We start from the raw sequence: 25,719 nt of genomic DNA, 5'->3' as shown, positions 1-25,719 counted from the left end.
ACCGCGGGCCCCGGCGTCTCCTCCGGGGAGCCCGCCCGCCCCCGCGGCTCAGCCGACGTCGTGCTCCTGCAGCCACATCTCGAGCAGCGCCAGCTGCCACAGCGCGTTCGAGCCCAGCGTCGTGCGCTCGGCGTTGGGGTCGGCCAGCAGCCGGTCCAGGGTGGCCTGCGGGAACAGGCCGCGGCGCCGGGCCGCGGGGTCGGTCAGGGCGTCGCGGACGCGGGCCAGGTAGGGGCCCTCGAGCTGCCGGATCGCGGGCACCGGGAAGTAGCCCTTCGTCCGGTCGATCACCTCGTCGGGGACCACGCCGCGGGCCGCGCGCTTCAGCACGCCCTTGCCGCCGTCGGCCAGCTTGAGCTCCGGCGGGATGCGCCCCGCGAGCTCCACGAACTCGTGGTCGAGGAACGGGACCCGGGCCTCCAGGCCCCACGCCATCGTCATGTTGTCGACGCGCTTGACCGGGTCGTCGACGAGCATCACCGTCGTGTCGTTGCGCAGGGCCGCGTCCACCGACGTCTCGGCGTCGGCGCGGGCGAACTGGGCGGCGATGAACTCGCTCGCGACGTCGCGCTCGGGCAGCCACTGCGGCGCCAGCACGTCGCCGAGCGCGGCGAAGCGCCGGTCGAAGAACACCTGCGCGTAGGCCTCGGCGGCCTCGCCGCGCGGAACCCCGGCCAGGGGCGGGTACCAGTCGTAGCCGCCCAGCACCTCGTCGGCGCCCTGGCCCGACTGCACGACCTTCACCGACGCCGAGACGTCCTGCGAGAGCAGGTAGAACGCGACGCAGTCGTGGCTCACCATGGGTTCGCTCATGGCCCGCACCGTGCCGTCGATGCCCGGCAGCAGGCGCGCGGAGTCGATGGCGATGCGGTGGTGGTCGGTGCCGAACCGGCCGGCGACCAGGCTCGAGTACTCGAACTCGTCGCCGGACTCCCCGCCCGCGGCGTCGAAGCCGATGCTGAACGTGGCGAGGTCCTTCTGCCCGGCCTCGGCGAGCAGGGCCACGACGAGGCTCGAGTCGATGCCGCCGGAGAGCAGGACGCCCACGGGGACGTCGGCCACCATGCGCCGCTCGACCGCGACCCGCAGGGACTCCAGCAGCGCCTCCTCCCAGTCGCGCGAGGTCCAGTCCGCGCGGTCGGGGTCGCGGGAGAAGTCGGGTTCCCAGTAGACGTGCTCGCTGCTCGTGCCGTCGCGCTCGACGACGCGCACGGTGGCCGGCGGGAGCTTGCGGATCCCCGCGAGGATCGTGCGCGGCGCCGGCACCACGGAGTGGAACGTCATGTACTGCGCGAGCGCCGTGCGGTCGATCGAGGTGTCCACGCCGCCGCCGGCCAGCAGGGCCTGCACCGTGGAGGCGAAGCGCAGCAGCCCGGGCCGCTCGTCGAGGTAGAGGGGCTTGATGCCGAGGCGGTCGCGGCCCAGGACGAGGCGGCCGCTGGCGTGCTCGTGGATCGCGAACGCGAACATGCCCAGGAAGCGCTGGACGCAGTCCGTGCCCCACTGCGCGTAGGCCTTCTCGACGACCTCGGTGTCCGACGTCGAGGTGAACCGGTGGCCCAGGTCCTGCAGCTCGCGGCGCAGCGCCTCGTAGTTGTAGATGCAGCCGTTGAACACGACCGTGAGCCCGTTGACGTCGTCGACCATGGGCTGGGCCCCGGCCTCGGACAGGTCGATGATCGAGAGCCGCCGGTGGCCCAGGGCCACGGGCCCGCGCGTGGACACGCCCTCGCCGTCGGGGCCGCGGTGCACCATGCAGCCCGTCATCCGGGTGACGGCGCCGACGTCGGCGCCCCCACCGTCCAGCCTCAGCTCACCCGCGAGCCCGCACACGGGCACCTCCTGCGTCGTCGTCCGTCACGATCCACGTGTCCTTCGCCCCGCCGCCGCGCGAGGAGTTCACGACCAGGCTGCCCTCGGGGGCGACCCGGGTCAGCGCCACGTCCGCCAGCCGGCAGTCCTCGCGCTCCGTCCCCGTGACGAGGACGAACGCGCGCAGGTCCACGTGGCGGGGGTGCAGGAGGCCGTCGGCCAGCGACGGCACCGACGACAGCTGCACCACCTCCTGCGCCACCCAGTCCCCGGGGCGGGCCGCGATCTCCGCGCGGCGCGCGGAGACCTGCGCCGCGGAGGCCGCGGGGCCGATGAGGACCCCGGCGCCGCCGTAGCCGTCGACGGGCTTCGTCACGAGCTCCCCGACGCGCTCCAGCACCGCGCGGCGCTCGCCGTCGTCGCTGGTGCGGTAGGTCGGCACCGACTCCAGCAGCGGGCGCTCGTCGAGGTAGTAGCCGATGAGCTCGGGCACCGAGCGGTACATGGCCTTGTCGTCCGCGACGCCGTTGCCGGGGGCGTTGGCGAGCACGACCGCACCCGCGGCCGCCGCGTCGAAGAGCTCGCGCCCGATCGCGCGCCCGCGGGAGTCGCACAGGTCGAGGAGCTCGACGTCCAGGCGCAGGTAGAGCGAGCCCACCGGGTCGGACGTGCCGCGGTGCAGGACGCGGCCGCGCACGACCTCGAGGTCGTCGGCGCCCACGAGCAGCAGCCCGGCCCCGTCCGCCAGGCGCCGGTGCTCGAACCACGCCCCCGAACCCGCGCCGCTGGACAGCAGCGCGGCCCGCGTGCCGGGCTTGGAGCCCGCGAGCAGGGTGGAGCGCAGCAGCTCGAAGGCCGTGGCCGGGTCCGCCAGGCCCGCCGGGCGCGGCAGGTCGGGCATCACGGCGTCCAGCAGGGAGCGCGTGGCGATGGCGTAGGCGGCGCCGCTCGGGTTGCGCAGGTTGTCCTCCAGCACGCGCCAGCCGCCGTACTCGTTGCGGACCAGGTCGAAGCCCTGCACCGCGGCCCGCACGACCCCCGCCGGCAGCCGGGTGGCCTCGTCGCGCCAGCCGGGAGCGCCGCGCACGCTGTCCGGGGGCAGCACCCCGTCGGCGACGATGCGCTGCTCGCCGTAGACGTCGCGCAGGAAGTGCTCCAGGGCGCGGGCGCGCTGGACGAGACCGGCCCGCAGCTCCGCCCACTCGTGGCGGCTGATGATGCGGGGCACGAGGTCGACCTCGAACGGCTTCTCGGCCCCGTCGACGACGAAGGCCAGGTGGTGCTCGGCCGTCCACACCGCCTTCTCGGCCTCGCGCCGCGCCAGCTCCTCGCGGCCGAGCCCGCGCACGTGCTCGACGACGTCGCGGTAGGCGGCCCGGGGCAGCGAGGAGGTGCCGATGGCCTCGTCCCCCGCGCGGGCGCGGTAGCGGCGCAGCGCGGCGGGCGCCGGGGCCGCGGCCCCCTCGTCGCCGTGCGTCTCGGCCACCACGAGCCGCATGACGTCGTCGAGGTCGCCGCGCTCCACGAAGGCCGCGCGCTGGCGGTCGGCGGAGTTGCCGCGCGCGAGCGCGGTCTCGGCGAGCTCGGTGACGTCGTCGAGGTCACCGAGCTCCTCCAGCTGCGGGCGCAGCCGCGCCACCAGCGCCCGGACGACCTCCGCCGCGGGCCGCGGGCGCGGGTGGTCGGTGCCGTCGAGCAGGTGGCCGGACAGCCCGCCGCGGGCGGCCTGCCAGACCCCGGCCCGGTACAGCGGGGCGGGGACCACGGGGAGCGGGAGGCCGGCGTCGGCGTCCTGCTCGGCGGCGCGCACGAGGGCGCGGAACAGGCCCGCGACGAGCACCGCGTCGTCGACGATCGGGCAGGCGTCGGACAGCCGCAGCTCCAGCGTCGGGGCGTGCGCGGAGGGCCGGACGTCGAAGTAGGCCATCTTCGCGTCGGCGATGACGCCGGAGGTGATGAGGTCGCCGAGCAGCTCGTCGTAGTCCTTCGCGCACGACAGGGCGCCCGTCGGCCCGGCGCTCGGCCAGCGCTGCCAGATGGTGGTGCGGATGCTGGCGTAGCCGGTGTCGTGGCCGTTCCAGAAGGGGGAGCTCGCCGACAGGGCCAGCAAGGTCGGCAGGTCGAGCGCGAGGCGCTGCATGACGTCGACGGCCAGGTCGCGGTCGGAGACGCCCACGTGCACCTGCAGGCCGCAGATGAGCTGCTCGTCGACGAGCAGGCGGTACTGCTCCTGCATGCGCCCGTAGCGGCCGGTCGCGGTGAGCTCGAAGTCGGTGAACGTCGAGCGCGGTGCCGTGCCCACGGCGGCCACCCCGAGCCCCTCCCGGTCGGCGACCTCGACCAGCCCGCGGCGCAGGCGCACGAGTTCCGCCCGCAGGGCCGACAGCGACGTCACGACGTCGGTGTTCGTCTCGACCGTCGTGCGCTGCAGCTCCGCCGAGTAGGACTGCGAGGGCAGCCGGGACAGCACCTGGGGCGCCCGGGCGGACAGCTGCCACCGTTCGAGGTCGATGAGGTGGAGTTCTTCTTCCGCACCGAGTGTCAGTTCCGCACCCATCGGGTCAACGTAGACCGGAATCCCGGGGGAGCGGTCGCCGCGCCCGACATCACCTGCACTTATCACTCACCGTGAACCTTCGTGACGCTCGTAGACCCTGTTTTCGGCCCGTTGTTGCGGGGGTGTTTCCCGCGTGTTGCGGCCCGCTGCACGGTCGGGACCGTCGTCCGCCGGCGGCCCCGTGCCCGCTCCCGCGCGCTCCGACCGCGGGCGGAGCGGCCCCCGCCCGGGCCGCCTCCTCCGGTCCCCGCGGATCCTGGCCGCGCGGCGCTCCGGGGCCCTAGGTTGCGAGATCACAGCCCCCTGCGCGAGGAGCACCCGTGGAGAACCCGCCGTCCCGGTCGTCCGTCACCTACTCCTCGGCCGAGGAGGGCTACTTCGACAAGCGCGGCCTCGTGCGCTCGGCCGGTTTCTGGGGCTTGTGGGGCATCGGCATCGCCGCCGTCATCTCCGGCGACTTCTCGGGCTGGAACTACGGCATCAGCTCCGCGGGCTGGGGCGGGTTCGTCATCGCCGTCGTCCTCGTCGCGGTCATGTACGTCGCGATGCTCTGCAGCATCGGCGAGATGTCCGCCGCGATGCCGCACACCGGGGGCGCCTACTCCTTCGCCCGGGCGGCCATGGGGCCGTGGGGCGGTTTCGTCACCGGCCTCGCCGAGTCCATCGAGTACGTCGCGACCACCGCCGTCGTCGTCTACTTCTCCGCCTCCTACGCCGACGGCATCACCTCCGAGCTGCTCGGCGTCTCGCTGCCGGCGTGGGTGTGGTGGGTCGTCCTGTACGGCGTCTTCCTGGCCCTGAACGTCGTCGGCGCCGAGGTGTCCTTCCGCTTCGCCCTCGTCGTCTCGGTGCTGTCGCTGCTCGTGCTGGCCGTGTTCGCCGTCCTGGCGCTGACCTCGGACGCGCTGGACACCTCGAAGCTGTTCGACGTCGTGCCCGACGCGGGCGCGAGCACCTTCCTGCCGCACGGCCTGGGGCCGGTCATCCTCGCGATGCCCTTCGCCATGTGGCTGTTCCTCGGCATCGAGGAGCTCCCGCTGGCCGCCGAGGAGGCCCGGACCCCGAGCCGGGACATCCCCCGCGCCGGGCTCTGGGGCCTCGCGACCCTCGTCGTCACGGGCGCCGTCGTCGTCGTGCTGAACCCGGCCGTCACCGGCGCCGCGGCGCTGGGGGAGTCCGACGAACCCCTCCTCGACGGCTTCCGCGCCGTCCTGCCCGGCGGGGACGTGGCCGCGGTGCTGTCCGCGTTCGCCCTCATCGGCCTGCTCGCGTCGCTGCAGGGGATCATGTACGCCTACGGCCGCAACGTGTACTCGCTCTCGCGGGCCGGCTACTACCCCAAGGCGCTGTCGCTCACCGGCTCGCGCAAGACGCCCTGGGCGGCGCTGCTGGCGGGCGCCGTCATCGGCTTCGCGGCCCTGCTCGTCGTGCAGTTCAGCGGCAGCGAGGCGGCCGGGTCGATCGTCCTGAACATCGCCGTCTGGGGCGCCGTCATCGCCTACGTCCTGCAGATGGTGTCGTTCGTCCTGCTGCGGCGCCGGTTCCCGGACGCCGAGCGGCCCTACCGCAGCCCCGTCGGGGTCCCCGGGGCCGTCCTGGCCGGGGTGCTGGCCCTGCTGGTCTTCTTCGGGTTCCTCTTCAACGCCACCTACCGGCCGGCGATCGTGGCGATCGCCGTCGTCTTCGCCCTCGGCCTGCTCGCCTTCGCCGTGCACGGCCGGCACCGCCTCGTCCTCTCCCCCGAGGAGGAGTACGCGATGACGGGCGGGCTGGCCGGTACCTCGGCGGCCGAACCGGAGGACGCGCCCCGCTGAGGCGGGCTCAGGAGGGGGCGGGGGCGCGGTGCCGCACGGCCGCCGCGCCCGTCCCCGCCATGACGAGCAGCGCGACCGCGACGACGAGCAGCGGCGCGGTCCACCCGCCCGTGGCCTCGTGCACCGCGCCCACGACGTAGGGCCCGACGGCCGCCACGGCGTACCCGCCGCCCTGGACCATCGCCGACAGCCGCCGGGCGTCGGCCTCCTCGCGGCTCTGCTGCACGACCGCGATGAACACGACGACGAGGCCGCCGCCCTGGGCCACGCCGCCGACGGCCGACCACGCGGGCCACCACTGCGGGGCCAGGAGCAGCCCCACCGGCAGCACGAGCCACGCCCCGCACACCAGCAGCAGGACGGGCGCCAGGCGGCCCCACCACGCCGCGAGCGCCGGGACCCCGAAGGCGCCGCCGATGGCGAAGACCTGGAAGACGGAGGCGGCGGTGCCGGCGGTCGCGGCCGAGACGCCGAGCTCGTCCGCGAGCAGGGTGGGCAGCCACGCGGTGACGGCGTAGTACGAGAAGCCCTGGCCCGCGAAGGCGAGCAGCAGCAGCCACGCCTCGGGGCGCTTCCAGACGCTGCTCGCCCCGGACCGCGCGGCCGCGTGCCGGGTGGCGGTGGGCACGCGGTGCAGGCGACCGCGCGAGGCGACGACCCACACGGGCACGGTGAGCACGACCCAGACGGCCGGCAGGAGCAGGGCGCCCCGCCAGCCCGCCGCGAGGGCCAGCGGTGCCGTGACGGCCGTCGCGGTCATGGACCCGAAGTTCAACGAGGCCGTGTAGGCGCCGGTCACGAGGCCCACCCGCCCGGCGCAGTCGCGCGAGATCACGACGGGCACGACGACGTTGCCGACCGTGATGGCCAGGCCCAGCAGGACGGTGCCGGCGAAGGCCGGGAAGAGCCCGCCGCTGGAGCGCACGAGGGAGCCCGCGAGCACGCCCACGGCCGCGACCAGCAGGGAGAGGTCGGGGCCGAGGCGCGCGATGAGCGCCGAAGCGGGCGGCGCGGCCAGGGCGAAGCACAGCACCGGCACGCTGGTGAGCAGGGCGGTGGTGCGCAGCCCGATGCCGAGGTCCTGCGAGAGCTGGCCCACGACCGGGGCCACGGCGACCACCGGGCCGCGCAGGGCCAGGGCCACCAGCAGGACGCCGAGGACGACGAGGGGGAGCGAGGTGCGCTGCGCGGGCGGGGCCGGGGTGTCCATCGCCCGCGACGCTAGTCCTGGTGGCGTCCGGTCCCCGCCGGGTGGGCCGTCCGCGGCGCTGCCGGCCGAGGGCGGGTGGTCCACCGCCCGAGATCGGTGGTAGCGTTCCTCTCAGTCGCAGTTCTCGATGTGCTTCAAACGCCCCCGGGGATCTACACGAGGGCTTCTTTGCTTCCCAACCGGGTCAGCCCCTCGGCGGCTAGCTCCTCACGGAGCGTTTCACCCCAGGAGGCCTCATGGCTCAGGGCACCGTCAAGTGGTTCAACGGCGAGAAGGGCTTCGGCTTCATCGCCCCTTCTGACGGCACGGCGGACGTGTTCGTCCACTTCAGCGAGATCGTCGGCGACGGCTACCGCAGCCTCGACGAGAACGACCGCGTCGAGTACACCGTCACGCAGGGCCAGAAGGGCCCGCAGGCGAGCCAGGTTTCGCGCGTCTGACGCACGGTTCCTCGCACTGCCCGTCACCGCTCCGGCGGTGGCGGGCAGTTCTGCGTTCCGGGGTCCCTCCCCGGGGTCGGCACCCCTCGTGCTGCGCTCCCGCCCGCTCCTCCGTAGGGTCACCTGCGTGCTGGAGGACTTCGCCGAGGCCTGGATCCGCGACGCGGGCACCCGGGCCCCCGAGCTCCTCCCCGACTCCCTCGCCCGGGCCTGCGCCTCCGTCCTCGACGTCGACGGCGCCGGGCTCAGCATCATCAGCCGTCCCTCGCTGCGCCTGCCCATCGGCGCCAGCAGCCCCGCGGCCGCGGCGGCCGAGCGCTGCCAGTTCGCCCTCGGCGACGGTCCCTGCTTCCGGGCGCACGACACCCAGTCCGTCGTCGTCGCCTCCGCGGACGTCCTCGCCCGCGAGTGGTCCGTGCTGCAGCAGGACATCCTGAGCCGCGCGGGCTACCGGTCGCAGGTGTGCCTCCCACTCGGGCACAGCTTCGCGGGCTTCGGCGTCCTCGACCTGTACTTCCTGTCCCCGGTGGCCGCGTCGGCGTTCGACCCGGCCGGCGCCCTGCGCCTGGCCGACGAGATGTCCGACGTGCTCCTGGCCGCGTCCCCGGTGCCCGAGGGGCCCGACGAGGACGAGGACCTCGGCGCCGTGTCCTGGCTCGACGCCCCCGGGGCGCAGCGGCGGCGCCGGGTCTGGGTGGCGCTCGGCATGCTCAACTTCGAGCTCCGGATGAGCTCGGCCGACGCGCTCGCGGTGCTGCGGGCCCGGGCCTTCGCCCAGGGCCGCACGCTCGAGGACCTGGCCGACGACATGATCGAGGGCCGGCTGGTCTCGGAGCAGTTCCTGCCCGACCCCGGGCGCTGACCGCGCCGCGTCCGTGGTGAGGACGGACCCCGGCGTCATCTAGGATTTCCCGCAGCGTGGAGCAACCGGCGCGGAGCAGTGAGTGCCAGGACCCGATCGAGGTGTCCTGTGCCGCCCATGGAGGTGTTCCGTGAACGGGTCCCCGTTCCCTGCCTCCGGTCGCACGACGTGGACGACCGGACCAGGCACGACGAGCCGGGTGACGTCCCCAGCCCCGCGCGAGCGGTCCGCGGGAGGGACGCCGTCCCCGGTGGGTGCGCGGTGAGCGGCGAGCAGCCGCCCGCCGGCGCGGGTCTGGACGACGCGGCCCTCGCCCGCCTCGTGGCGGGCCTCTCCACCGTCTCGATCGCCACCCGCCCCACGGGTGAGGTGCTGCGGCACGTGGCCGGCCTCGTGGTCGCGGCCCTGCCCGCGGCGGCCGACGCCTCCCTGAGCGTCGCGCACCGCGGCACGGTCCGCTTCGTCGAGTTCGCGGGGCGCCTGGCGAGCGTGCTCGACGAGCGCCAGCACCCCCGCGGGTTCCTCCCGTCCGCGCCGCCCCCACCGCGGGTGCTGTCCGTGGACACCGCTCCTGGCGACACCGCTCCCGAGGGCGGGGGCGCCGAGTTCCGCTCCGTCGCCCGCCGCCACGGCGTGCGCCGGGCCCTGATCGCGGCGCTGCCGCCGGCGGGGGACTTCACGGGCACGCTGGTCCTCTACCTCACGGGTGCGGACGCCGCAGGCGACCCGGGCGAGGCCGCGGTGGCCGAGGTCGTGCGCCACGTGGCCGTGCCGGTGCTGGACGCCGCCGCGTACGAGGAGGCGGTCCGGCGCGCCGAGCAGCTCACCGAGGCCATGCGCTCGCGCGCGGGCATCGAGCAGGCGAAGGGAATCCTCGTCGCGGTGCACGGCTGCTCGCCCGACGAGGCGTTCGTGCGCCTCAGCCGCATGTCGCAGCAGAGCAACCGCAAGCTGCGGGAGGTGGCCGAGGACGTCGTCGCCGGCTACGTCCGGGGCGCCATGACCGACGCCGGCTGATCTCCCGGCCTCCGCGGCGCATGACCCGGGCGTCGCGGGGTAGTCCGGTCCCGAAGGGCCTGCGGGCCACCGCTGGACTGGAAGGGACGACTGTGTCCGATCGTCAGACCGTGATTCGATCCATGCACGACCTCGGGCTCGCCGCCTGGTTCGGGGGGTCGCTGTTCGGCGCCGTCGGCCTGAACGGCGCCTCCGCGGCCGTCAGCAACCCGGTCGACCGCGTGACCGTCGCGAACGCCGGCTGGGCCCGCTGGGCTCCGGTCAACGCCGCCGCCATCGGCGTCCACGCCATCGGGGGCATCGCGCTGATCGCCGCCAACAAGGGCCGCGTCGCCGCGCAGAAGGGCACCCGCGGCAACACCATCGTCAAGGGCGCCCTGACGCTCGTCGCCATGGGCGTCACCGCCTACTCGGGCACCCAGGGGGCGCGACTGGGCAAGGAGTCGCCCACGCCGGCCGCCAGCGGCGTCGACCCCAACTCGGCCACCTCGCCCGAGGCGGCGTCGGCCCAGAAGCAGCTGAAGCTGCTGCAGTGGTCGATCCCGGCTCTGACGGGCATCCTGCTGGTGCTGGGTGCCCAGCAGGGTGAGCAGCAGAAGCCGACGGAGATGAAGAAGGGTCTGCTCTCGCCCCTGGGTCTGTGACGAGCGACGAGGAGCGTCCTGTGAGTTCTCAACCTGAGGAGAAGGCCGGTTCGGCGGCAGCAGCCGAGGAGCCGGAGCTTCCGGGGTACGGCAACGACACCGGCTTCGCCGTCGAGGCGGAGCAGGCCGACGAGGACGGGAAGGACGCCGCGGCGCCGAACGACTGACGACGCGCCGCCGCGTCAGGGCCCCACCGCCACGCGCGGTGGGGCCCTGACGCGCGTGGGCGCCCGGCGCGGGTGATCGCCGTCACGTGATCTCCGGATGCCGCAGCGGCGTCGTGCCCGCACGATGGGGGAGGGCCGAGAGGGCCTGCACCACCCGAGCACGACGAAGGGAGTCACCTGTGAGCCAAGTGATCGAGACGATCGACGTGTCCGTTCCCGTGCGCACCGCGTACGACCAGTGGACCCAGTTCGAGTCCTTCCCCGAGTTCATGAACGGGGTCGAGTCAGTCACGCAGACCAACCCCACCCTCACGCACTGGAAGACCAAGGTGGCGGGGGTCGAGCGCGAGTTCGACGCCGAGATCACCGAGCAGCACCCGGACGAGCGGGTCGCCTGGAAGAGCGTCGACGGCAAGGACCACGCGGGTGTCGTGACCTTCCACCGCCTCGGCGACAGCGAGACCCGGGTCACCGTCCAGCTGGACTGGGAGGCCGAGAACATCGTCGAGAAGATCGGTAGCGCCATCGGCGCCGACGACCGCCAGATCAAGGCGGACCTCAAGCGCTTCAAGACGTTCATCGAGTCGCGCGGCACCGAGACCGGTGCCTGGCGCGGGGACGTCGCGGCCGGCTGACCGGATCCGCTGGACCACCGCAGCCCCTGTCGCACTCCGCGGCGGGGGCCGCGGTCGTCCCGGGCCTGCTCGTCTCGGGCCCCCGCCGCCGGCTCCTCAGTCCGCCGGGAGCCTCACGCGGCCGCGGGACCCAGCGCCTCCACGACGGCGCTGCGGCGCAGGACCTCCAGCTCCGCCGCCTGCCGCTCCGCCCGCTCGGCGAGCGCGTCGAGGCGGGTCGCGTCGAGCCGGGGTTCGGTGTCCGCGAGGACCCGCAGAGATCGCCACAGCGCACCCTTGCCCTCGACCCCCAGCAGCAGGCCCTCCAGGTCGACGACGCTCGCGAGCGGTGAGCGCCGCACGAGCCGGCCGTTCGGCTTGAGCCGGCCCACGCGCTCGGTCACGGCGGCCAGCACCCGGAACCCGCTGCGGCGCGGCAGGTCCAGGGCGGCGATGACGGACTCCAGGGTGCGCAGGTCCTCGGCGACCTCGCCCTGCAGCCGTTCCAGCGCGGCGCCCGCCGGGCTCCCGCGCTCCGCCCGGGCCGCGGCGCGGAACCTCGACAACCCGGCCTGGGCTCCCGCCAGGTGGTCGTCGAGGTAGATCCCCAGCAGGTGGCGGGGCGTCGGCGCACCCCGCGCGGAGGTGCGGGCCGTGGTGCCGTCCATGTCCGTCTCCCTGTCGTCGCCGGCGATCGCGCGCGCCCCACCCTGGTGCTCCGGGGGCGTCCGCGCACGTCGCCGCGGGGCGTGGTGCACGGAGCGTGTGCGGTCGCGGCCGCGGGGTAGGGACCAGGCATGACCCCTGATCACCACCCCCCGGCGGGCGGGACCAACGCGCCGCCCCGACCGTCCTCCGGCGCGGCGGACACCCCGCTCAAGCGGGCCATCACCGGCAAGCTGCTGTACCTGTTCATCCTCGGGGACGTGCTGGGGGCCGGGATCTACGCCCTCGTCGGGGTCCTCGCCGGTGAGGTCGGGGGAGCGGTGTGGCTGCCCCTGCTGCTGGCCCTGCTGCTGGCGCTGCTGACGGCCGCCTCCTACGCGGAGCTCGTCACCAAGTACCCGCGGGCGGGCGGCGCGGCCGTCTTCGCCCAGCGCGCGTTCAAGGTGCCGGTGGTGTCCTTCCTCGTCGGGTTCAGCATGCTCGCGGCCGGGGTGACCAGCGTCGCCGGGCTGGCGCTGGCGTTCTCGGGCAGCTACCTGTCCGAGCTCGTCGACGTCCCGCCCGTCCCGACGGCCCTGGTGTTCCTCGTCCTCGTCGCCGCGCTGAACGCCCGCGGCATCAAGGACTCGCTGCGCGCCAACGTGGTCATGACGGTCGTCGAGCTCAGCGGGCTCGTGCTGGTCGTCGTCCTCGCCGCCGTCGTGCTGGGCCGCGGGGACGGTGCGCCGGGCCGCGTCCTGGAGATCGACGGCAGCGGCTCCTCGGCCGCGGCCGTCCTCGGCGCGGCGGTCATCGCGTTCTACTCCTTCGTCGGGTTCGAGACCTCCGCCAACGTCGCGGAGGAGGCGATCGACCCGAGCCGGAACTACCCGCGCGCCCTGTTCGGCGGCCTGCTGACGGCCGGGGTCGTCTACGTCGCCGTGGGGCTGGCCGTGTCCGTCGCGGTGCCCACCGACGTCCTCGTGAACTCCTCCGGCCCGCTGCTGGAGGTCGTGAACGTCGCCGACGTGGGTCTGCCGGGGTGGCTGTTCGCACTCATCGCGCTCATCGCCGTCGCCAACGGGGCGCTGCTCACGGCCATCATGTGCAGCCGGCTCACCTACGGCATGGCCGCGGAGCGCCTCCTGCCCGCCGTGCTGGCGCGCGTCCTGCCCGGCCGGCAGACGCCCTGGGTCGCGATCGTCGTGACCACGCTCATCGCCATGGTGCTCGTGCTCAGCGGGGACCTCGAGACCCTGGCCGCCACCGTCGTCCTGCTGCTGCTGTTCGTGTTCATCGCCGTCAACGTCGCCGTCCTGAAGCTGCGCCGCGACCGCGTCGAGCACGCCCACTTCCGCGCCCCGGCGGTCGTGCCCGTCCTCGGGGTGCTCTCGTGCCTGGCCCTGCTGACGCAGCAGGAGGCGGGCGTGTGGCTGCGCGGTGCGGCCATGCTCGCGCTCGGCGCCGTCCTGTACGCCCTGTCGCGCTGGTCGGTGCGCCGGCAGCCGGCCCCGGCGCAGCGGTGACCGCAGCCGCCCGGTGGTTCGACGTTCACCGTTTCACCGCGGGGCGGCGGGGTACGGGACCGGGCACGGACAGCTGAGCCCATCCGACCGACGACACGTGACCCGTGACGGGTCGCGGAAGGAGCACCCGTGTTCTTCCACAAGCAGGAACTCCAGCACCAGGCCAAGCCCGACGCCCCCGACGCGGTCTACGCGCGCAAGCTGCAGGAGGTCCTCGGCGGGCAGTACGGCGAGATCACGGTCGCCATGCAGTACGGCTTCCAAGCCTGGAACACCCACATCCCCGGCAAGTACCGCGACCTCCTGTACGGCATCGCCGCCGAGGAGTTCGGCCACGTCGAGATGCTGGCCATCATGATCGCCCAGCTTCTCGAGAAGGCCCCCATCGGGGCGACCGACGACGCGGTGCAGTCCGACCCGACGATCGCCGCGGTCATCGGCGGCATGGACGTCCAGCACGCCATCGTCGCCGGCGCGGGGGCGCGGCCCGTCGACTCCAACGGCAACCCCTGGCAGGGCAGCTACGTGACCGCCAGCGGGAACCTGCTGGCCGACTTCACCGCGAACGCGAACGCCGAGCTCCAGGGGCGCCTGCAGGTCGCGCGGCTGTGGCACATGACGAGCGACAAGGGCGTGCGGGACATGCTGTCGTTCCTCATCGAGCGCGACACGATGCACCAGCGCCAGTGGACGGCGGCGGCCGCGGAGCTGCAGGCCGAGGGCCTGGAGCTCATGCCGGTGCCCCACAAGTTCCCGCGCGACAAGCGCTACGCCGACGCCGGCGTGCAGTACATCAACTTCTCCGACGGCGCCCACGCGGCCGAGGGTTCCTGGGCCAAGGGCCCGACGCCCGACGGTGAGAGCGAGTTCACCTACCTCGCCCAGCCGAACCCGGGCGTGCCGATGCCGGCGCCGACCACGCCGGACCCGCGCCTGTACGGCACGGACGCCAAGTCGAACACGGTCGAGAAGATCAGCGCCACCGTCAAGGACGCGCTGCACAAGGGCTGACCGGCCCTCCCGCCGACGGCGGCACCCGGGACGTCCGGGTGCCGCCGTCGTCGTGCGTCCGGGACGGTGGAGCGGGTTCCCCGGCCGGTGCCCGGGTCGGGGGTTCCCGGTCGGGTCTCCGCCGCGGCCGGCTCCGCGCGGTTGCCGAGTCCCGCGGCGTGCCTAGGCTGGGAGTCGAGGTCCAGCAGTCGAGCCTCCGACCGCCGGCCAGTCCGGCACGCCACCTCCCGGAGAACCCCGTGTCCACCTCCACCCGCTCTCCCTCGACGGTCCGCCGGTCGCCCGTCCAGCTCACGTCCCTCGTCGTCGGCCTGATGTTCGTCGTCGTCGGCATCGCCGGGTTCGTCCCCGGCATCACGACCGACATGGGCGACATGGCCGGTGCCGGCCACACGTCGGGTTCCCACCTGCTCGGCGTGTTCCAGGTCTCCGTGCTGCACAACGTCCTGCACCTGCTGCTGGGCGTCCTCGGGATCCTCGCGGGCCGTGCCTCCGGCGCGGCCCGCGCGTTCCTCCTCGTCGGCGGCATCGCCTACGCGGGCCTCTGGATCTACGGCCTCCTGGTGGACCAGACCTCCAGCGCGAACTTCGTCCCGCTGAACACGGCCGACAACTGGCTGCACCTCGTGCTCGCCGCCGGGATGATCCTGCTCGCGCTGATCATGCCGCGGCGCACCACGGTCGCGACCGCCGAGCACGCCTGACCGCCCGCACCACTCCCGTCGCCGCACCCGGCGGCGGACCGCCCCGGCGCCCGCGCCGGCGAAACCCCTGGAGCCCCTCCATGCCCGCCCTGACCAGGACCCTCGTCCGCGCCGCGGCCGGACTGCTGGCGCTCAGCGCGCTGACCGCTTGCACGACCTCCCAGGAGGACCAGCAGGGCCCGGAGGAGCGCAGCACCCCGCTGGGTTCCTCGCCGACTCCCGTGGGCACGGGGCAGACCAACACCCCGTCCGCGCCGGACGAGTACCCGGACGAGTCGGGCTACCCCTCCGCACCGGCCGTGGCCACGCCCGGTGCGGCGCAGCTCGCGACCCTGGTGACGGCCCTGACGAGCATCGACCCCGCGCTCGCCGCGGACCCGGCGCGCGTCGCGCAGCAGGCGCAGGAGACCTGCCAGGACATCGCCGACGGCAAGAGCGACACCCAGCTCGTGGGCAACGTGACGTCGCGCTTCACGGTGCCCGGCGGGCCGGAGGTCACGACGGAGCAGGGGCAGCGCATCCTCGACGCCGCCCGCTCCGCCTGCGGCGGCTGAGCGGACGCCCGTGTCCGGCGGTGCGCGGCGCTCCGCGCTGGCCGGCGTCCTGATGGGCGTCGGCCTCGCGGCGTTCCTGGACGAGGTCGTCTTCCACCAGCTGCTGCACTGGCACCACTTCTACGACGGGGCGGGCCCCGACGCGGGCCTCGTCTCGGACGGGTTCTTCCACGCCGCGGGCTGGATCGCCGTCGTCGCGGGTCTGTTCACCTACGCCGACCTGCAGCGCCGCGGGGAGACCGTCCGCCGCCCCCTCGTGGGCGGCGTCCTGGCGGGCTGGGGCGGGTTCCAGGTCTACGACGGCCTGGTGCAGCACAAGCTCCTCGGCCTGCACCAGATCCGCTACGGCGTCGACCTCGCCGCCTACGACGTGGCCTGGAACACCGCGGGCGGGATCGGGCTCGTCGTCGGGCTCCTGCTGCTGACCCGTCCCGCGCGAGACCGCGTGACCGGGACGGCGTGAGCGAGCGCTCCGCGTGACCGACCACCACGGCTCCACCCCGGGCGCCCTCGCGGGGGCCGCCCCGCTGGGTGCGTCGTTCGGCATGGTGCTCCTCACCCTCCTGCTCGCGGCCGCCGCGACGGCCCCCTACCTCGCGGCCTCGGCGCGGCTGCGGGGCCGCGGGGACCGCTGGCCCGCCGGGAGGGCCCTCCTGTGGTCGGCGGCCGCCCTGTGCGTCCCGGCCGCGGTCGCCGCCGGTGACCTGCTGCGCGAGCGGGAGCTGGTGGCGCACGTCGCCCAGCACGTCCTCCTCGGCATGGTGCTGCCCGTCGCGGCCGCGCTGGCCGCGCCCCTCAGCCTGGCGCTGCGCGTCCTTCCGCCGCGGCCCCGCGGGACGCTGCTGGCCCTGCTGCGCAGCCGCTGGGCCCGCGTGGTCACGAGCGCGCCCGCGGTCGTGCTCCTCGAGGTCTCGGGGTTCGTGGCGTTCTTCCTCACGCCCCTGCACCACGCGGTCGCCGGCCGGCCCGTGCTCGCCGTGGCGGTGCACGCGCACGCCGTGCTGGCCGGGTACCTGTTCGCGAGCCTCCTGGTGGGCCGCGACCCCCTGCGCGGCCGTCCGGGCGTCCGCGGCCGCCTCCTGGTGCTGCTGCTCGTCGCGGGCGCCCACGACACCGTGGCGAGGCTCCTGGTGGCCTCCGCACCCGCCGACGCCGGGGTCCGCGCGGCGGGGGAGCTGCTCGCGGGCGCCGGCACGGTGGTCGACGTCGGCCTCGCGGCGCTGGTGATGGCGGGCTGGTACGCCGCCGGGCACCTCAGGCCGGCGGCGCGCCCGCCGGCCCGCCGAAGACGGCCGTCTCGCCCCGCGCGACGTAGCGGACGACGGAGCCCCCGCCCCGCCGCGCCACCTCGGCCCGGAAGTCGCTGAGCGGGCTCTTGAACACCCCGTAGTCGTCCACGTGGACGGGGACGGCGGCCGCGGGCCGCACCAGGTCGAGGAGGTCGGCGCCCTGCACGCCGTCCATGGTGACGAGCAGGCCGCCCGGCAGCGTCGTCCCGCCGAGGTGCACCACGGCGAGGTCGACGTGCGGGTAGCGGCGCGGGACCTCCGCGAGCGCCGGGACGTTGAGGGTGTCGCCCGTGACGTACACGGTCAGCTGCGGGTCGCCGTCGACCGGCCCGAACTCCAGGACGCTGCCCATCACCTCCGGCAGCAGCGCCTGCCAGCGCCCGGGGGCGTGACGGGCGGGGGCCGCGGTGATCCGGACCTGCGCGTCCCCGCGGCGCAGCGTCCGGTGCTCCCAGGTCGCGAGGCCCGTGACGTCGGTGAACGGCGAGCGGACGGCCAGGCGGCGGTGGGCGTGCCGCGTGGTGACGAGGGGGACGTCCTTCGCGAGCTCGCGGCGCGCCACGCGGTCGAAGTGGTCGCCGTGCAGGTGCGACAGGACGATGCCGTCCAGCGGGGGCAGCTGCGCAGGGGTGAGGGCCGGGTCGGTGAGCCGCTTCGACACCAGCCCCTTGCCCAGCCACGCGTACTGCCCGCGGTGCAGGAAGTTCGGGTCGGTCAGCAGGGTGAGGTCGCCGTAGCGCAGCAGGACCGTCGCGGTGCCGATGAACGTCAGGGACAGCCCGGGGTGGTCCACGACAGCCCCTTACCCGCGCCCCGCCCGCTCACGCGTCGGGTTCGGGGCTCAGGGGTGGAAGACCGCGCGCAGGCAGCCGTCCTCCTTCTGCTTGAAGATCTCGTAGCCGCGCACCGACTCCTCCAGCGGCATCTCGTGCGTCATGAGCGCCGCCGTGTCGAGCTCGCCCGCCGCGACGTGCTCCAGCAGGCGAGGGACGTAGCGCTGCCCGTGCTGCTGGGCGGAGCGCAGGGTGAGGCCCTTGTTGACGATGTCGCCCATGGGGAACGAGTCGGTGAGGCCGTACACGCCGAGCACCGAGACGACACCTCCCTTGCGGCAGGCGAGGATCGCCTCGCGCAGCGGGGTGGCGCGGTCGGTCTCGAGGCGCAGCGCCTGCTTCGCCCGGTCGAGCTTCTCCTGGACGCCGGTGCCGTGCCCCTCCATGCCGACGGCCTCGACCACCGCGTCGGGCCCGCGTCCACCGGTCGTCTCGCGCAGGACCTCCTGCACGCTGTCGACGGCGGTGTAGTCCAGCGTCTCGGCGCCGGCCACGGTGCGGGCCTTCTCCAGCCGCTCCGGCAGCCGGTCGATCACGATGACGCGCTCGGCGCCCATCAGCCGGGCGGAGGCCGCCGCCATCAGGCCGACCGCGCCCGCGCCGAACACCGCGACGGTGTCGCCGGGGGTGATCTCGCAGAAGTCCGCGCCCATGTACCCCGTGGGGGCCGCGTCGGAGACGAACAGGGCGGCGACGTCGTTGACGCCCTCCGGCACGCTGAAGCAGTTCACGTCCCCGAACGGGACGCGCACGAACTCCGCGTGGGAGCCGGCGTACCCGCCGAAGGGGTGCGTGTAGCCGTAGATGCCGCCGCTGGGGTAGCCTAGGAGGGGCTGCTGCGCCGCCGCGTTCGGGTTCGTGGTGTCGCAGAGGGAGAACTCGCCGCGCTCGCAGTGCCAGCAGGAACCGCAGGCGATGAAGGACGGGACGACCACACGGTCCCCGACCCGGACGCGGGTCACGCCGGGCCCGACGTCGACGACCTCGCCCATGAACTCGTGGCCGAACACGTCCCCGGGCAGCATCCCCGGCAGGTAGCCGTCGATGAAGTGCAGGTCGGACCCGCAGGTGGTGGTGGCGAGGACCCGCAGCACCACGTCGCGCGGGTTGACCACCCGGGCGTCGGGGACGGTCTCCACGGCCAGGTCGTTGACGCCGTTCCAGACGAGTGCGCGCACGGGGTTCTCCTGCGGGTCGGGGGTGGGGGGCCGCGCTCAGCGCGAGGCGGGCCGCGCGGAGGGCTGCGGGGTGATGGTCGGGACCTCGCCGGTCTGCAGCAGGGCCCGCAGGCGGTACAGGACGGTGAAGGTCGCGGCGCCGGTCGCGAGGTCGGGCAGCGGCAGGTCCAGTCGCAGCGCCACCTCGGTGCCGCGACCCGGCGGGGCCGTGGTGACGCGCAGCTCCACGAGCGGGCCGCCCCCGCCCTCGGTGCGGGTGAACTGCACGACCTCGCCGGTCTCCCGCAGCTCGGTGGGGGTTCCCGCCGCCGGGCCGTGCTCGGAGGTGAACCGGTAGCGGCCGGGCGCTTCGAGCTCGACGGCGCCGAACTCCCCGAGGACCTGTGACCAGACGCCCGCGTCGCGGACGGCGGTGAGGACGTCGGTGGGGGAGGAGGTGAACGTCAGCGTCTGCTGGGGCGACGTCGCCGTGCCCCCTCCCGGCAGGACGCGGCCGGCCGCGGAGGCGACCTGCCCGACGAGCGTGCGAGCCGTCCCGGTCACGTCCACGTGAACTCTCCTCCGTCAGGGGGTGCGCGCTCAGCGCGGCCCGGGCCGGCGGGCCCGGGTGCGGCCACGCTACGGCAGGGTCCTGCACCCGGCACGTCCACGCGGGAGCGTCGGCGGTAGTTCCGGGAGGAGGTCCGCGCAGCAGTTCCGCGGGGAGTTCCGCGCGCCGTTCTCCGGCGGCGTCCTGAGGCGTCGTCCCGGGGCGGTGCCCGGGCGCGGTCCGTGGCAGCGTGGGCCACGTGGAACGGGAACAGCGGTGACGGCGGAACTCCGCCTGGCGGTCCTCGGGGACTCCCTCGCGGCCGGGACGGGCGCGGCGCGCGCGGCCGACGGACTCGGCCCGCGGCTGGCGGCCGCCCTCACCGCCGGCGGGGTTCCGGTGGTGGCGCACGTCGTGGCGGTGCCCGGGGCCGTGAGCCCCGGCCTCGACCCGCAGGTCGTGCGGGCGCTGGCCGCCGGGCCCGACGTGGCGCTCGTCGTGGTGGGGGGCAACGACCTCATCCGCGGCGTCGCCGCCGCGGACTCGGTGGCCCACCTGCGGCGGGCCGTGGTGGACCTGCGGGGTGCGGGGGCCGACGTCGTCGTCGTCCCCGTGCCCGACCTCAGCGTCGTGGCGCACGTCCCCGCGGGGCTGCGCGACCTCGTCCGCACGGCGAGCTCCGCGCTGCGCGCCGCCCAGAGCAGCGCCGTGCTCGCCGCCGGTGGACGGGTGGTCGACCCCTCGCCCGCGACGACGGCGCGGTTCGGCGCCGACGCGGGGCTGTTCTCGGCGGACCGGTTCCACCCCTCCAGCGCGGGGTACGCCGTCCTCGCCGCGGACCTGCTGCCCGTCCTGCAGGAGCTGGTCACCGCGCGGCGGGACGCACGAGAGGCCGGTGGCGGGGACTGACCTCCCCACCACCGGCCCCGTGTCGTGAGCGGCGCGTCGTCGGCGCCGCCTCACCGGAGGGTCGTCAGCGACCCAGGCCGGCGCGGTCCACGCGGCGGTGGAACCGCATGCCGGCGAGGCCCCCGAGCACGGCCCCGAGGAGGGCGACGAGCAGCGCCGCGACCACCGTGATGATCGAGCCGGACGTCAGCGAACCCTCGTCGACCGGGATGCGCGGGAAGCTGTTCAGCTGGCTGAGGACGTTGTACTTCGAGCCGGCGACCGCGACGAGGATCGCGACGACGACGGCGATGACGATGGCCCACAACCACACGGCCACCCCCTGCTTGGCGCCGTTGAAGCGGGCCATCCGGCCCGCGACGTAGCCGCCGCAGAAGTAGGCGACGAGCAGGACGACGAGGAGGGCGATCGCCCCGGCGATGCCGATGGTGCCGGCGTTGCCGCTCGCCTGGTTCTGGGCGCCGGACAGCGCCGCGTCGAGGCTGCCGCTGTTGGCGAGGCCCACGGCCGTCCCCGTGGCCGCGAGCAGCGCGGTCAGCAGGACGGCGGTGCCGGTGGCGGTGAGCCAGCCGAAGAACGCCGAACCCACCTTGACGCCGCCGTGGGCGTCCTTCTCGCGCTCGACGACGGCCTTGCGGTCCATGTTCTGGCCGGCCACGCCCTGACCCGCGTGCGGCGCCGCCGGGGTGCCCTGCGCCGCAGGCCGGTCGTCGTGGCGGTTGACGGTCGGCGTGTCGTGCCGCGGCGCGGACGGGGTGTCGTGGTGCACCAGCGAGGGGCCAGGGTCGTCCGCGGTGGTCTGCGGCGCGGGGCGGTCGGTGCTTCGTGCCTCGTCGCGCCGGACATCTTCGCGCCGGACCTCGTCGCGGCTGACCTCGAAGTCGGGGCGGCCACCGCGGCCGGAACCGCCGTCGCGGCCGGAACCGCTCGCGGCGTGGGCGCCGTCTGAACCCGTGGGTGTGCTCATCGGAACTCCTGGAGTCTGGGGGGGGAAACGGCCGAGCACCCCGGACGGGTGCGTCCGGGGTGCTCGGGAACCGCTGGGGTGGTGCGTCGTGCCAGGTGCGGGGGATCAGCTGCGGTGCAGTGCGCCCGGCTCCTCCGAGACGGTCACGCTGGCGTGCTCCGTCCGGAGCTTGGTGCGCAGGACCTCCTCGCCGTGGACCGTCTCGACCGAGACGGTCACGCGCTCGTAGGCCTGCGTGGTCACCGACACCACGGGAACCTCCTCGTGCAGGACCAGCACCAGCTCCTCCGCCGGCGCGGTCCTGGACAGGGGCCCCGAGGAGGAGAGCGGCTCGCGGGTGATGACGAGCTCCTCCCGGCGCAGGGGGACCTGCACGGTGCGGAGCTCCTCCACGATGCGCTTGGAGATCCGCACCCGCTCGGCCGGGACCCGCTCCACCTCCACCGACAGCTGCTCGGCGGAGAGGACGACCTCGACGGCGCCCGGCGTGCTGTCTGCTCGCGGGCTCACGGCGACGGCCTGGTCAGTCGCGGTTGCGCGAGGAGTTCTTGACGGTCTCGTCGGCGTCGAGGTCGATGTGCTCCTCGCGGACCTCGGCGGAGACGGTCTCGGTGCCCTGCACGCGCTCGGTGTCCAGCTGGACGCGCTCGACGGGGACGGTCTCCTTGGCGGCCACGGCGCGCTCCTCGGTGAGGACCACCTCGTGCTCCTCCTCGGTCAGGTCGCCACCGCTGAGGGCGTCGCCGCGGTTGGCGTCGGTGATCGGCTCGCGGCGGACCACGACCTCCTCGTGCGACACCGGGACCTGGCGCTCGACGGTCTCGCTGGTGATGTACTTGCGCAGCCGCGCACGGCCGGCCTCGCGGCGCTCGGTGCCGACGCGCAGCTCCTCCTTGGAGCGCGTCATCGCGTCGTCGGTGTTCGGGCCCGAGGTGTCGTGGCCACGGCCGCTGGTGGCGCGGTCGTCGAGGTCGGCGGTCGTGCGGTCGCCCGTGGCGGTGTGCTGCCCGGTCGTGGTGCCGCTCGTGGTGAGGTCGCCGCCCGTGCGGTCACCGGTGGTCATGCCACCCGTGGTGCCGCTCGTGGTGGTCGTGTTCGTGGTGCTGCTGGTGCCCGTGCCCACGCCGTAGTAGCGGTACAGGTCGTCCTCGTCGGACTCGCTGAGCTCCGCGGCCGGGTCGTGGTGGGGGGCGTCCTTGACCTTCGCCTTGTCGAACGGGACGGTCATGGTGTCGCCCGAGAACGAGGCCTGAGCGAGCGGGATGAGGGAGACGTTGGAACCGAACAGGCCGGTCTTGACCGAGACCCACTCCGGCTGACCCGAGGCGTTGTCCAGGTAGACCTCTTCGACCTTGCCGATCTTGCTGCCGTCGTTGTCCACGACGGTCGCGCCGAAGAGCTGGTCGGTGCCGGGGAGATTGCTGGCCATGGTGGGGAAACCTTTCGTCGGTGGGTGCCACGGGGGTACCCGCGTCGTTTCGGACGCCACCGTGCGGGGGCACGGTGGGAAGGCGGTGCGAGCGAGGTGCGGGCGGGAGGGCACGAGTTCTCGTGGGCTCCCGGCACCGGTGCTCGGCGATACAGGCGACGAGGTCCGCGCCAGCCGTGGCGGGCGGTGCCCTGGTGTCGTCCGTGCCCGCCCGGGAGTGCTCCGGGCGACCGGCCCTGCGACCCGCCACTTCTCGACGGTGTCCGCTCAGTGCGACGCCGCGAACGGCGCCGTCGGGGACGAGACTCCCGCGTCTGCGCCCGGCCCGCCACTCGAGATCCCCGACCCCGTGACCCGGCCGGGTGGCGAGTCGGCGGCGGCGTCCCCGCGAGGCTCAGGACGCGCCGTCGGCGGGCGCCACGACCTCCAGCAGCCGGTCGCCGGCCCGCAGCGGACCCAGGGCGGGGTCGTTGAAGCGCAGGGTGCGCCCGCCGCGGTGCACCGCGAGGACCGGTACCGGCAGGTCCGCCGGGGCGCGGCCGACCTCGGCGGCGACCACCTCGCGGTCGTGCAGGTCGAGGCCCTCGCCGAAGGAGACGAGGTCCTCGACCACGTCGACCGCGGCGGGGCTGTCGGCGGCCAGCCCCAGCAGCCGCCCCGTGGTCTCGGAGGACACGACGACCGAGCTGGCTCCGCTCTGCCGCAGCAGGTCCGCGTGCTCCGCCTCGCGCGCCGCGGCGACGATCGTGAGGTGGGGGGCGAGCCGCTTGAGCGCCAGCGTGGCGAGGATGGCGGTGTCGTCGCGGTCCAGCGCCACGACCACCGAGGCCGCCCGCTCGGCGAGGGCGGCGCGGTAGGTCTCGGCGCGGGTCGCGCTGCCGGTGACGGCGACGTAGCCGTCGGCCGTCGCGTCCGCCGTGGCGCGGGGGTCGGCGTCCACGACGAGGATCCGGTCGGCGCGGTGGCCCTGCAGGCGCAGGGCCCGCACGGCGTTGCGGCCCTTGGTGCCGTAGCCGACGACGAGCACGTGCTCGCGCATGCGGGACCTCCACCGCGCGAGGCGGATCTCGGTGCGGGAGCGCTCGGTGAGCGCCTGGATGGTCGTGCCGACGAGCACGATGACGAACAGGATCCGCATGGGGGTGACGACGAGGGCGTTGACCAGCCGGGCGCTGGTCGTCACCGGGGTGATGTCCCCGTAGCCGGTCGTGGAGAGGGTGACCGTCGTGTAGTAGAGCGCGTCGACCACCGAGACCGAGCCGTCGGCGCTGTCCCGGTAGCCGTCGCGCTCCACCAGCACGAGCGCCCACGCGACGACCACGAGGGCCAGGGCCACGCCGAGGCGCAGGGCGATGGCGCGCATCGGGCCGACGGGCCTGCTGCGGGGCAGCTTCAGCCGGGCGGTGGGGGCGGGCACGGGACCTGACTACCACGTCCCGGGGTGCCGTGGCCGCCCCGTGCTCACGCCGCGGGGGTGAGGGCCCGCAGGGGTTCCTGCAGCGTCGTCGCGAAGAACTCGAGGAAGCCGTCCGGGTCGGGCCCCGCGTTCTGCGTGACGAGGTGGTCGAACCCGGCGTCGACGAACTGCTGGGCGACGTCGAGGTAGCCCTGCACGTGCGGGCCGACGGCGAACTGCGCCGTGATGTCCTCGGCCTTCACGGTCGTGGTCGCGGCCGCGAAGTTCACCGGGTTCGGCAGCTCCGCCATGACCTTCCAGCCGGTGACCGCCCAGCGGCTCTTCTCCAGGACGGCCTGCACGGCCGTCTCCTCGTCCGGGGCCCAGGCCATCGGCACCTCCGCGTACGCGGGGCCGCTGCCCCCGAGGCGCTTCCACGTCGCGACCATGTCGCCCTTGGGCTCGGTGGCGAACAGGCCGCTGCCGAGCTCCGCGGCGATGCGGGCCGACGCGGGCCCGCTGGCGGCCACGGCGATGACGGGCAGCTCCTCCGGGAGGTCGAACAGGCGCGCGTCCTCCAGCCGCAGGTGCTTGCCCTCGTAGCTGCGGTAGCCCCCCTGCCAGAGCAGGTGGATGATCTCCAGCGCCTCGCGGAACCGCTCGTGCCGCTCGGCGACGGCCGGGAACCCGCGGCCGACGACGTGCTCGTTGAGCCGCTCGCCGGCGCCGACCCCGAGGGTGAACCGGCCGTCGGAGATGATCGCGAGCGTCGCGGCCGCCTGGGCGATGATCGCCGGGTGGTAGCGCACCGTCGGGCACGTGACCCCGGTGACGAGGCGGATCCGCTCGGTCTTCGCGGCGATGGCCGACAGCAGGTTCCACGTGAACGCCGAGTGCCCCTGGACGTCCAGCCAGGGGTGGAAGTGGTCGCTCATCTCCACGAAGTCGTAGCCGGCCTCCTCGGCGGCGAGCGCCTGCCGGATGATCTCCTTCGGCCCGAAGGCCTCCGTCGCGAGCTTGTAGCCGATCTGCACGTCGTGCTCCAGGGGTTCGTCTGCTCCGCGGGCGCCTGCTCGACCCGCTGCGACCGTAGGAACCCGGCGGTCTCCGCGCACCCCGGGGCGCGAGCCGCACGGCCCGGGTCCCGACGTGCGGCGCCGGCGCGGTCGGCGAAGATGGACGGCGTGGACGACGAGCGCACGACCCTGAGCCAGGACGAGGACGAGCTGGCCGCCATCGACGAGATCGACGCGGCCATCGAGGCCGGCGTCGCCGACCTGGACCACGAGTACGCCGTCTACCTGCGCGTGCACACGTCCGCGGGCTTCGACGGGGACCTGCTCGCCGGCCTGGTCGCCGACCTGGGTGCCGCGCACCCCCGCCTGGAGGACGTGGACCTGCCCGAGCACGACCTCGTGGTGAGCGTCGACGCGGACGGGCTGGACGCCGAGGGCGCGGCGCAGGAGGCCCACCGCCGCGTGCTGGGCGCGCTCGCCGGCCGCGGCCTGCAGGCCACCGCCGTGGAGGCCACCGTGCTGAGCGACGCCGCCGCCTGGACCTTCGACGCGGAGACCACCGCCGGCTGGTGAACGACGACGCAGGAGGGCCCGCA

Annotated in this window: 27 protein-coding genes; 15 read left to right on the top strand and 12 right to left on the bottom strand. The window is 74.7% G+C overall.

The window, feature by feature from the left end; all coding sequences use genetic code 11:
• Window positions 1–48: 48 nt before the first annotated feature.
• A complete protein-coding gene (locus F1544_RS00780) occupies window positions 49–1,833 on the bottom strand; it encodes an N-acetylglutaminylglutamine amidotransferase (RefSeq protein ID WP_167580951.1) in 1,785 nt (594 codons plus the stop codon).
• Window positions 1,814–4,369, bottom strand: a complete 2,556-nt coding sequence (locus F1544_RS00775; protein ID WP_167580949.1) for a glutamate--cysteine ligase — start codon at window positions 4,367–4,369, stop codon at window positions 1,814–1,816. The genes F1544_RS00780 and F1544_RS00775 overlap by 20 nt, the downstream gene beginning before the upstream one ends.
• Before the next feature lie 320 nt (window positions 4,370–4,689).
• On the opposite strand from F1544_RS00775, the gene F1544_RS00770 reads away from it, so the two are divergent.
• Window positions 4,690–6,183 carry an amino acid permease gene (locus F1544_RS00770; protein ID WP_167580947.1) on the top strand — a complete coding sequence of 498 codons (1,494 nt, stop codon included), beginning with the start codon at window positions 4,690–4,692 and terminating at the stop codon, window positions 6,181–6,183.
• Window positions 6,184–6,190: 7 nt separating this feature from the next.
• On the opposite strand, the gene F1544_RS00765 is transcribed toward F1544_RS00770, so the two are convergent.
• A complete protein-coding gene (locus F1544_RS00765; protein ID WP_167580945.1) occupies window positions 6,191–7,393 on the bottom strand; it encodes an MFS transporter in 1,203 nt (400 codons plus the stop codon).
• A gap of 236 nt (window positions 7,394–7,629) precedes the next feature.
• On the opposite strand from F1544_RS00765, the gene F1544_RS00760 reads away from it, so the two are divergent.
• The 6 genes from F1544_RS00760 to F1544_RS00735 all read left to right on the top strand — a co-directional run bounded on the left by F1544_RS00760 (window position 7,630) and on the right by F1544_RS00735 (window position 11,158).
• Window positions 7,630–7,833 (top strand): cold-shock protein, encoded by a 204-nt coding sequence (locus F1544_RS00760; RefSeq protein ID WP_166605857.1) that lies wholly within the window; start codon window positions 7,630–7,632, stop codon window positions 7,831–7,833.
• A gap of 127 nt (window positions 7,834–7,960) precedes the next feature.
• Entirely contained in the window at window positions 7,961–8,695 is a 735-nt protein-coding gene (locus tag F1544_RS00755; protein WP_167580943.1) for an ANTAR domain-containing protein, read from the top strand.
• Window positions 8,696–8,956: 261 nt separating this feature from the next.
• Window positions 8,957–9,712 carry an ANTAR domain-containing protein gene (locus tag F1544_RS25085; protein WP_167580941.1) on the top strand — a complete coding sequence of 252 codons (756 nt, stop codon included), beginning with the start codon at window positions 8,957–8,959 and terminating at the stop codon, window positions 9,710–9,712.
• 110 nt (window positions 9,713–9,822) lie between these two features.
• Window positions 9,823–10,356, top strand: coding sequence for a hypothetical protein (locus F1544_RS00745; protein WP_308469804.1), 534 nt, complete (start codon window positions 9,823–9,825; stop codon window positions 10,354–10,356).
• Window positions 10,357–10,376: 20 nt separating this feature from the next.
• Window positions 10,377–10,523 (top strand): hypothetical protein, encoded by a 147-nt coding sequence (locus F1544_RS00740; protein ID WP_167580937.1) that lies wholly within the window; start codon window positions 10,377–10,379, stop codon window positions 10,521–10,523.
• 179 nt (window positions 10,524–10,702) lie between these two features.
• Window positions 10,703–11,158, top strand: coding sequence for an SRPBCC family protein (locus F1544_RS00735; RefSeq protein WP_167580935.1), 456 nt, complete (start codon window positions 10,703–10,705; stop codon window positions 11,156–11,158).
• Window positions 11,159–11,271: 113 nt separating this feature from the next.
• On the opposite strand, the gene F1544_RS00730 is transcribed toward F1544_RS00735, so the two are convergent.
• The gene (locus F1544_RS00730; protein WP_167580933.1) at window positions 11,272–11,805 is read right to left on the bottom strand and encodes a hypothetical protein; all 534 of its coding nucleotides are present in this window, start codon (window positions 11,803–11,805) and stop codon (window positions 11,272–11,274) included.
• A 129-nt stretch (window positions 11,806–11,934) separates the two neighbouring features.
• On the opposite strand from F1544_RS00730, the gene F1544_RS00725 reads away from it, so the two are divergent.
• The 6 genes from F1544_RS00725 (at window position 11,935) to F1544_RS00700 (ending at window position 16,944) form a co-directional block, all read left to right on the top strand.
• Window positions 11,935–13,308, top strand: a complete 1,374-nt coding sequence (locus tag F1544_RS00725) for an APC family permease (RefSeq protein ID WP_167580931.1) — start codon at window positions 11,935–11,937, stop codon at window positions 13,306–13,308.
• Between the two features lie 129 nt (window positions 13,309–13,437).
• On the top strand, window positions 13,438–14,319 hold the full coding sequence (locus F1544_RS00720; protein ID WP_167580929.1) for a manganese catalase: 882 nt from the start codon (window positions 13,438–13,440) through the stop codon (window positions 14,317–14,319).
• A gap of 239 nt (window positions 14,320–14,558) precedes the next feature.
• Window positions 14,559–15,023, top strand: coding sequence for a DUF4383 domain-containing protein (locus tag F1544_RS00715; protein ID WP_308469803.1), 465 nt, complete (start codon window positions 14,559–14,561; stop codon window positions 15,021–15,023).
• 80 nt (window positions 15,024–15,103) lie between these two features.
• Window positions 15,104–15,577, top strand: coding sequence for a DUF732 domain-containing protein (locus F1544_RS00710; protein ID WP_167580927.1), 474 nt, complete (start codon window positions 15,104–15,106; stop codon window positions 15,575–15,577).
• 52 nt (window positions 15,578–15,629) lie between these two features.
• Window positions 15,630–16,040, top strand: a complete 411-nt coding sequence (locus F1544_RS00705; RefSeq protein WP_167581334.1) for a DUF2243 domain-containing protein — start codon at window positions 15,630–15,632, stop codon at window positions 16,038–16,040.
• Window positions 16,041–16,053: 13 nt separating this feature from the next.
• Window positions 16,054–16,944 carry a cytochrome c oxidase assembly protein gene (locus tag F1544_RS00700; RefSeq protein WP_167580925.1) on the top strand — a complete coding sequence of 297 codons (891 nt, stop codon included), beginning with the start codon at window positions 16,054–16,056 and terminating at the stop codon, window positions 16,942–16,944.
• On the opposite strand, the gene F1544_RS00695 is transcribed toward F1544_RS00700, so the two are convergent.
• The 3 genes from F1544_RS00695 to F1544_RS00685 are packed head-to-tail and all read right to left on the bottom strand — an operon-like array spanning window position 16,832 to window position 19,426.
• Window positions 16,832–17,659, bottom strand: a complete 828-nt coding sequence (locus F1544_RS00695) for an MBL fold metallo-hydrolase (protein ID WP_167580923.1) — start codon at window positions 17,657–17,659, stop codon at window positions 16,832–16,834. The two genes, F1544_RS00700 and F1544_RS00695, sit on opposite strands and share 113 nt — an antisense overlap.
• A gap of 48 nt (window positions 17,660–17,707) precedes the next feature.
• A complete protein-coding gene (locus F1544_RS25995) occupies window positions 17,708–18,877 on the bottom strand; it encodes a zinc-dependent alcohol dehydrogenase (RefSeq protein ID WP_167580921.1) in 1,170 nt (389 codons plus the stop codon).
• 36 nt (window positions 18,878–18,913) lie between these two features.
• Window positions 18,914–19,426, bottom strand: coding sequence for a hypothetical protein (locus F1544_RS00685; protein WP_167580919.1), 513 nt, complete (start codon window positions 19,424–19,426; stop codon window positions 18,914–18,916).
• 256 nt (window positions 19,427–19,682) lie between these two features.
• Here F1544_RS00685 and F1544_RS00680 point away from each other — a divergent pair, with 256 nt between their 5' ends.
• Window positions 19,683–20,315 (top strand): GDSL-type esterase/lipase family protein, encoded by a 633-nt coding sequence (locus F1544_RS00680; RefSeq protein ID WP_167580917.1) that lies wholly within the window; start codon window positions 19,683–19,685, stop codon window positions 20,313–20,315.
• Between the two features lie 64 nt (window positions 20,316–20,379).
• Here F1544_RS00680 and F1544_RS23725 read toward each other — a convergent pair whose 3' ends face one another.
• From F1544_RS23725 to F1544_RS00655, 5 genes are all read right to left on the bottom strand, one after another.
• Window positions 20,380–21,282: a hypothetical protein gene (locus tag F1544_RS23725; protein ID WP_244307585.1), complete on the bottom strand. Its 903-nt coding sequence runs from the start codon at window positions 21,280–21,282 to the stop codon at window positions 20,380–20,382.
• A gap of 105 nt (window positions 21,283–21,387) precedes the next feature.
• A complete protein-coding gene (locus F1544_RS00670) occupies window positions 21,388–21,792 on the bottom strand; it encodes a YsnF/AvaK domain-containing protein (protein WP_167580915.1) in 405 nt (134 codons plus the stop codon).
• 13 nt (window positions 21,793–21,805) lie between these two features.
• A complete protein-coding gene (locus tag F1544_RS00665) occupies window positions 21,806–22,711 on the bottom strand; it encodes a DUF2382 domain-containing protein (RefSeq protein ID WP_167580913.1) in 906 nt (301 codons plus the stop codon).
• 394 nt (window positions 22,712–23,105) lie between these two features.
• Window positions 23,106–24,128, bottom strand: coding sequence for a potassium channel family protein (locus tag F1544_RS00660; RefSeq protein WP_167580911.1), 1,023 nt, complete (start codon window positions 24,126–24,128; stop codon window positions 23,106–23,108).
• 44 nt (window positions 24,129–24,172) lie between these two features.
• Window positions 24,173–25,141 carry a TIGR03557 family F420-dependent LLM class oxidoreductase gene (locus tag F1544_RS00655; protein WP_167580909.1) on the bottom strand — a complete coding sequence of 323 codons (969 nt, stop codon included), beginning with the start codon at window positions 25,139–25,141 and terminating at the stop codon, window positions 24,173–24,175.
• Window positions 25,142–25,291: 150 nt separating this feature from the next.
• Here F1544_RS00655 and F1544_RS00650 point away from each other — a divergent pair, with 150 nt between their 5' ends.
• Window positions 25,292–25,696 (top strand): hypothetical protein, encoded by a 405-nt coding sequence (locus F1544_RS00650; protein WP_167580907.1) that lies wholly within the window; start codon window positions 25,292–25,294, stop codon window positions 25,694–25,696.
• Window positions 25,697–25,719 lie beyond the last annotated feature (23 nt).

Source organism: Kineococcus rubinsiae (assembly GCF_011839805.1).
Taxonomy (GTDB): domain Bacteria; phylum Actinomycetota; class Actinomycetes; order Actinomycetales; family Kineococcaceae; genus Kineococcus; species Kineococcus rubinsiae.
This window is presented reverse-complemented; position numbering and strand designations above follow the sequence as displayed.

Coding starts and splice junctions, on each gene's coding strand:
- F1544_RS00765 (WP_167580945.1), bottom strand. CDS start 7,393: ATGGACACCCCGGCCCCGCCCGCGCAGCGCACCTCGCTCCCCCTCGTC.
- F1544_RS00725 (WP_167580931.1), top strand. CDS start 11,935: ATGACCCCTGATCACCACCCCCCGGCGGGCGGGACCAACGCGCCGCCC.
- F1544_RS00710 (WP_167580927.1), top strand. CDS start 15,104: ATGCCCGCCCTGACCAGGACCCTCGTCCGCGCCGCGGCCGGACTGCTG.
- F1544_RS23725 (WP_244307585.1), bottom strand. CDS start 21,282: ATGAGCACACCCACGGGTTCAGACGGCGCCCACGCCGCGAGCGGTTCC.
- F1544_RS00760 (WP_166605857.1), top strand. CDS start 7,630: ATGGCTCAGGGCACCGTCAAGTGGTTCAACGGCGAGAAGGGCTTCGGC.
- F1544_RS00705 (WP_167581334.1), top strand. CDS start 15,630: ATGGGCGTCGGCCTCGCGGCGTTCCTGGACGAGGTCGTCTTCCACCAG.
- F1544_RS00775 (WP_167580949.1), bottom strand. CDS start 4,369: ATGGGTGCGGAACTGACACTCGGTGCGGAAGAAGAACTCCACCTCATC.
- F1544_RS00665 (WP_167580913.1), bottom strand. CDS start 22,711: ATGGCCAGCAATCTCCCCGGCACCGACCAGCTCTTCGGCGCGACCGTC.
- F1544_RS00730 (WP_167580933.1), bottom strand. CDS start 11,805: ATGGACGGCACCACGGCCCGCACCTCCGCGCGGGGTGCGCCGACGCCC.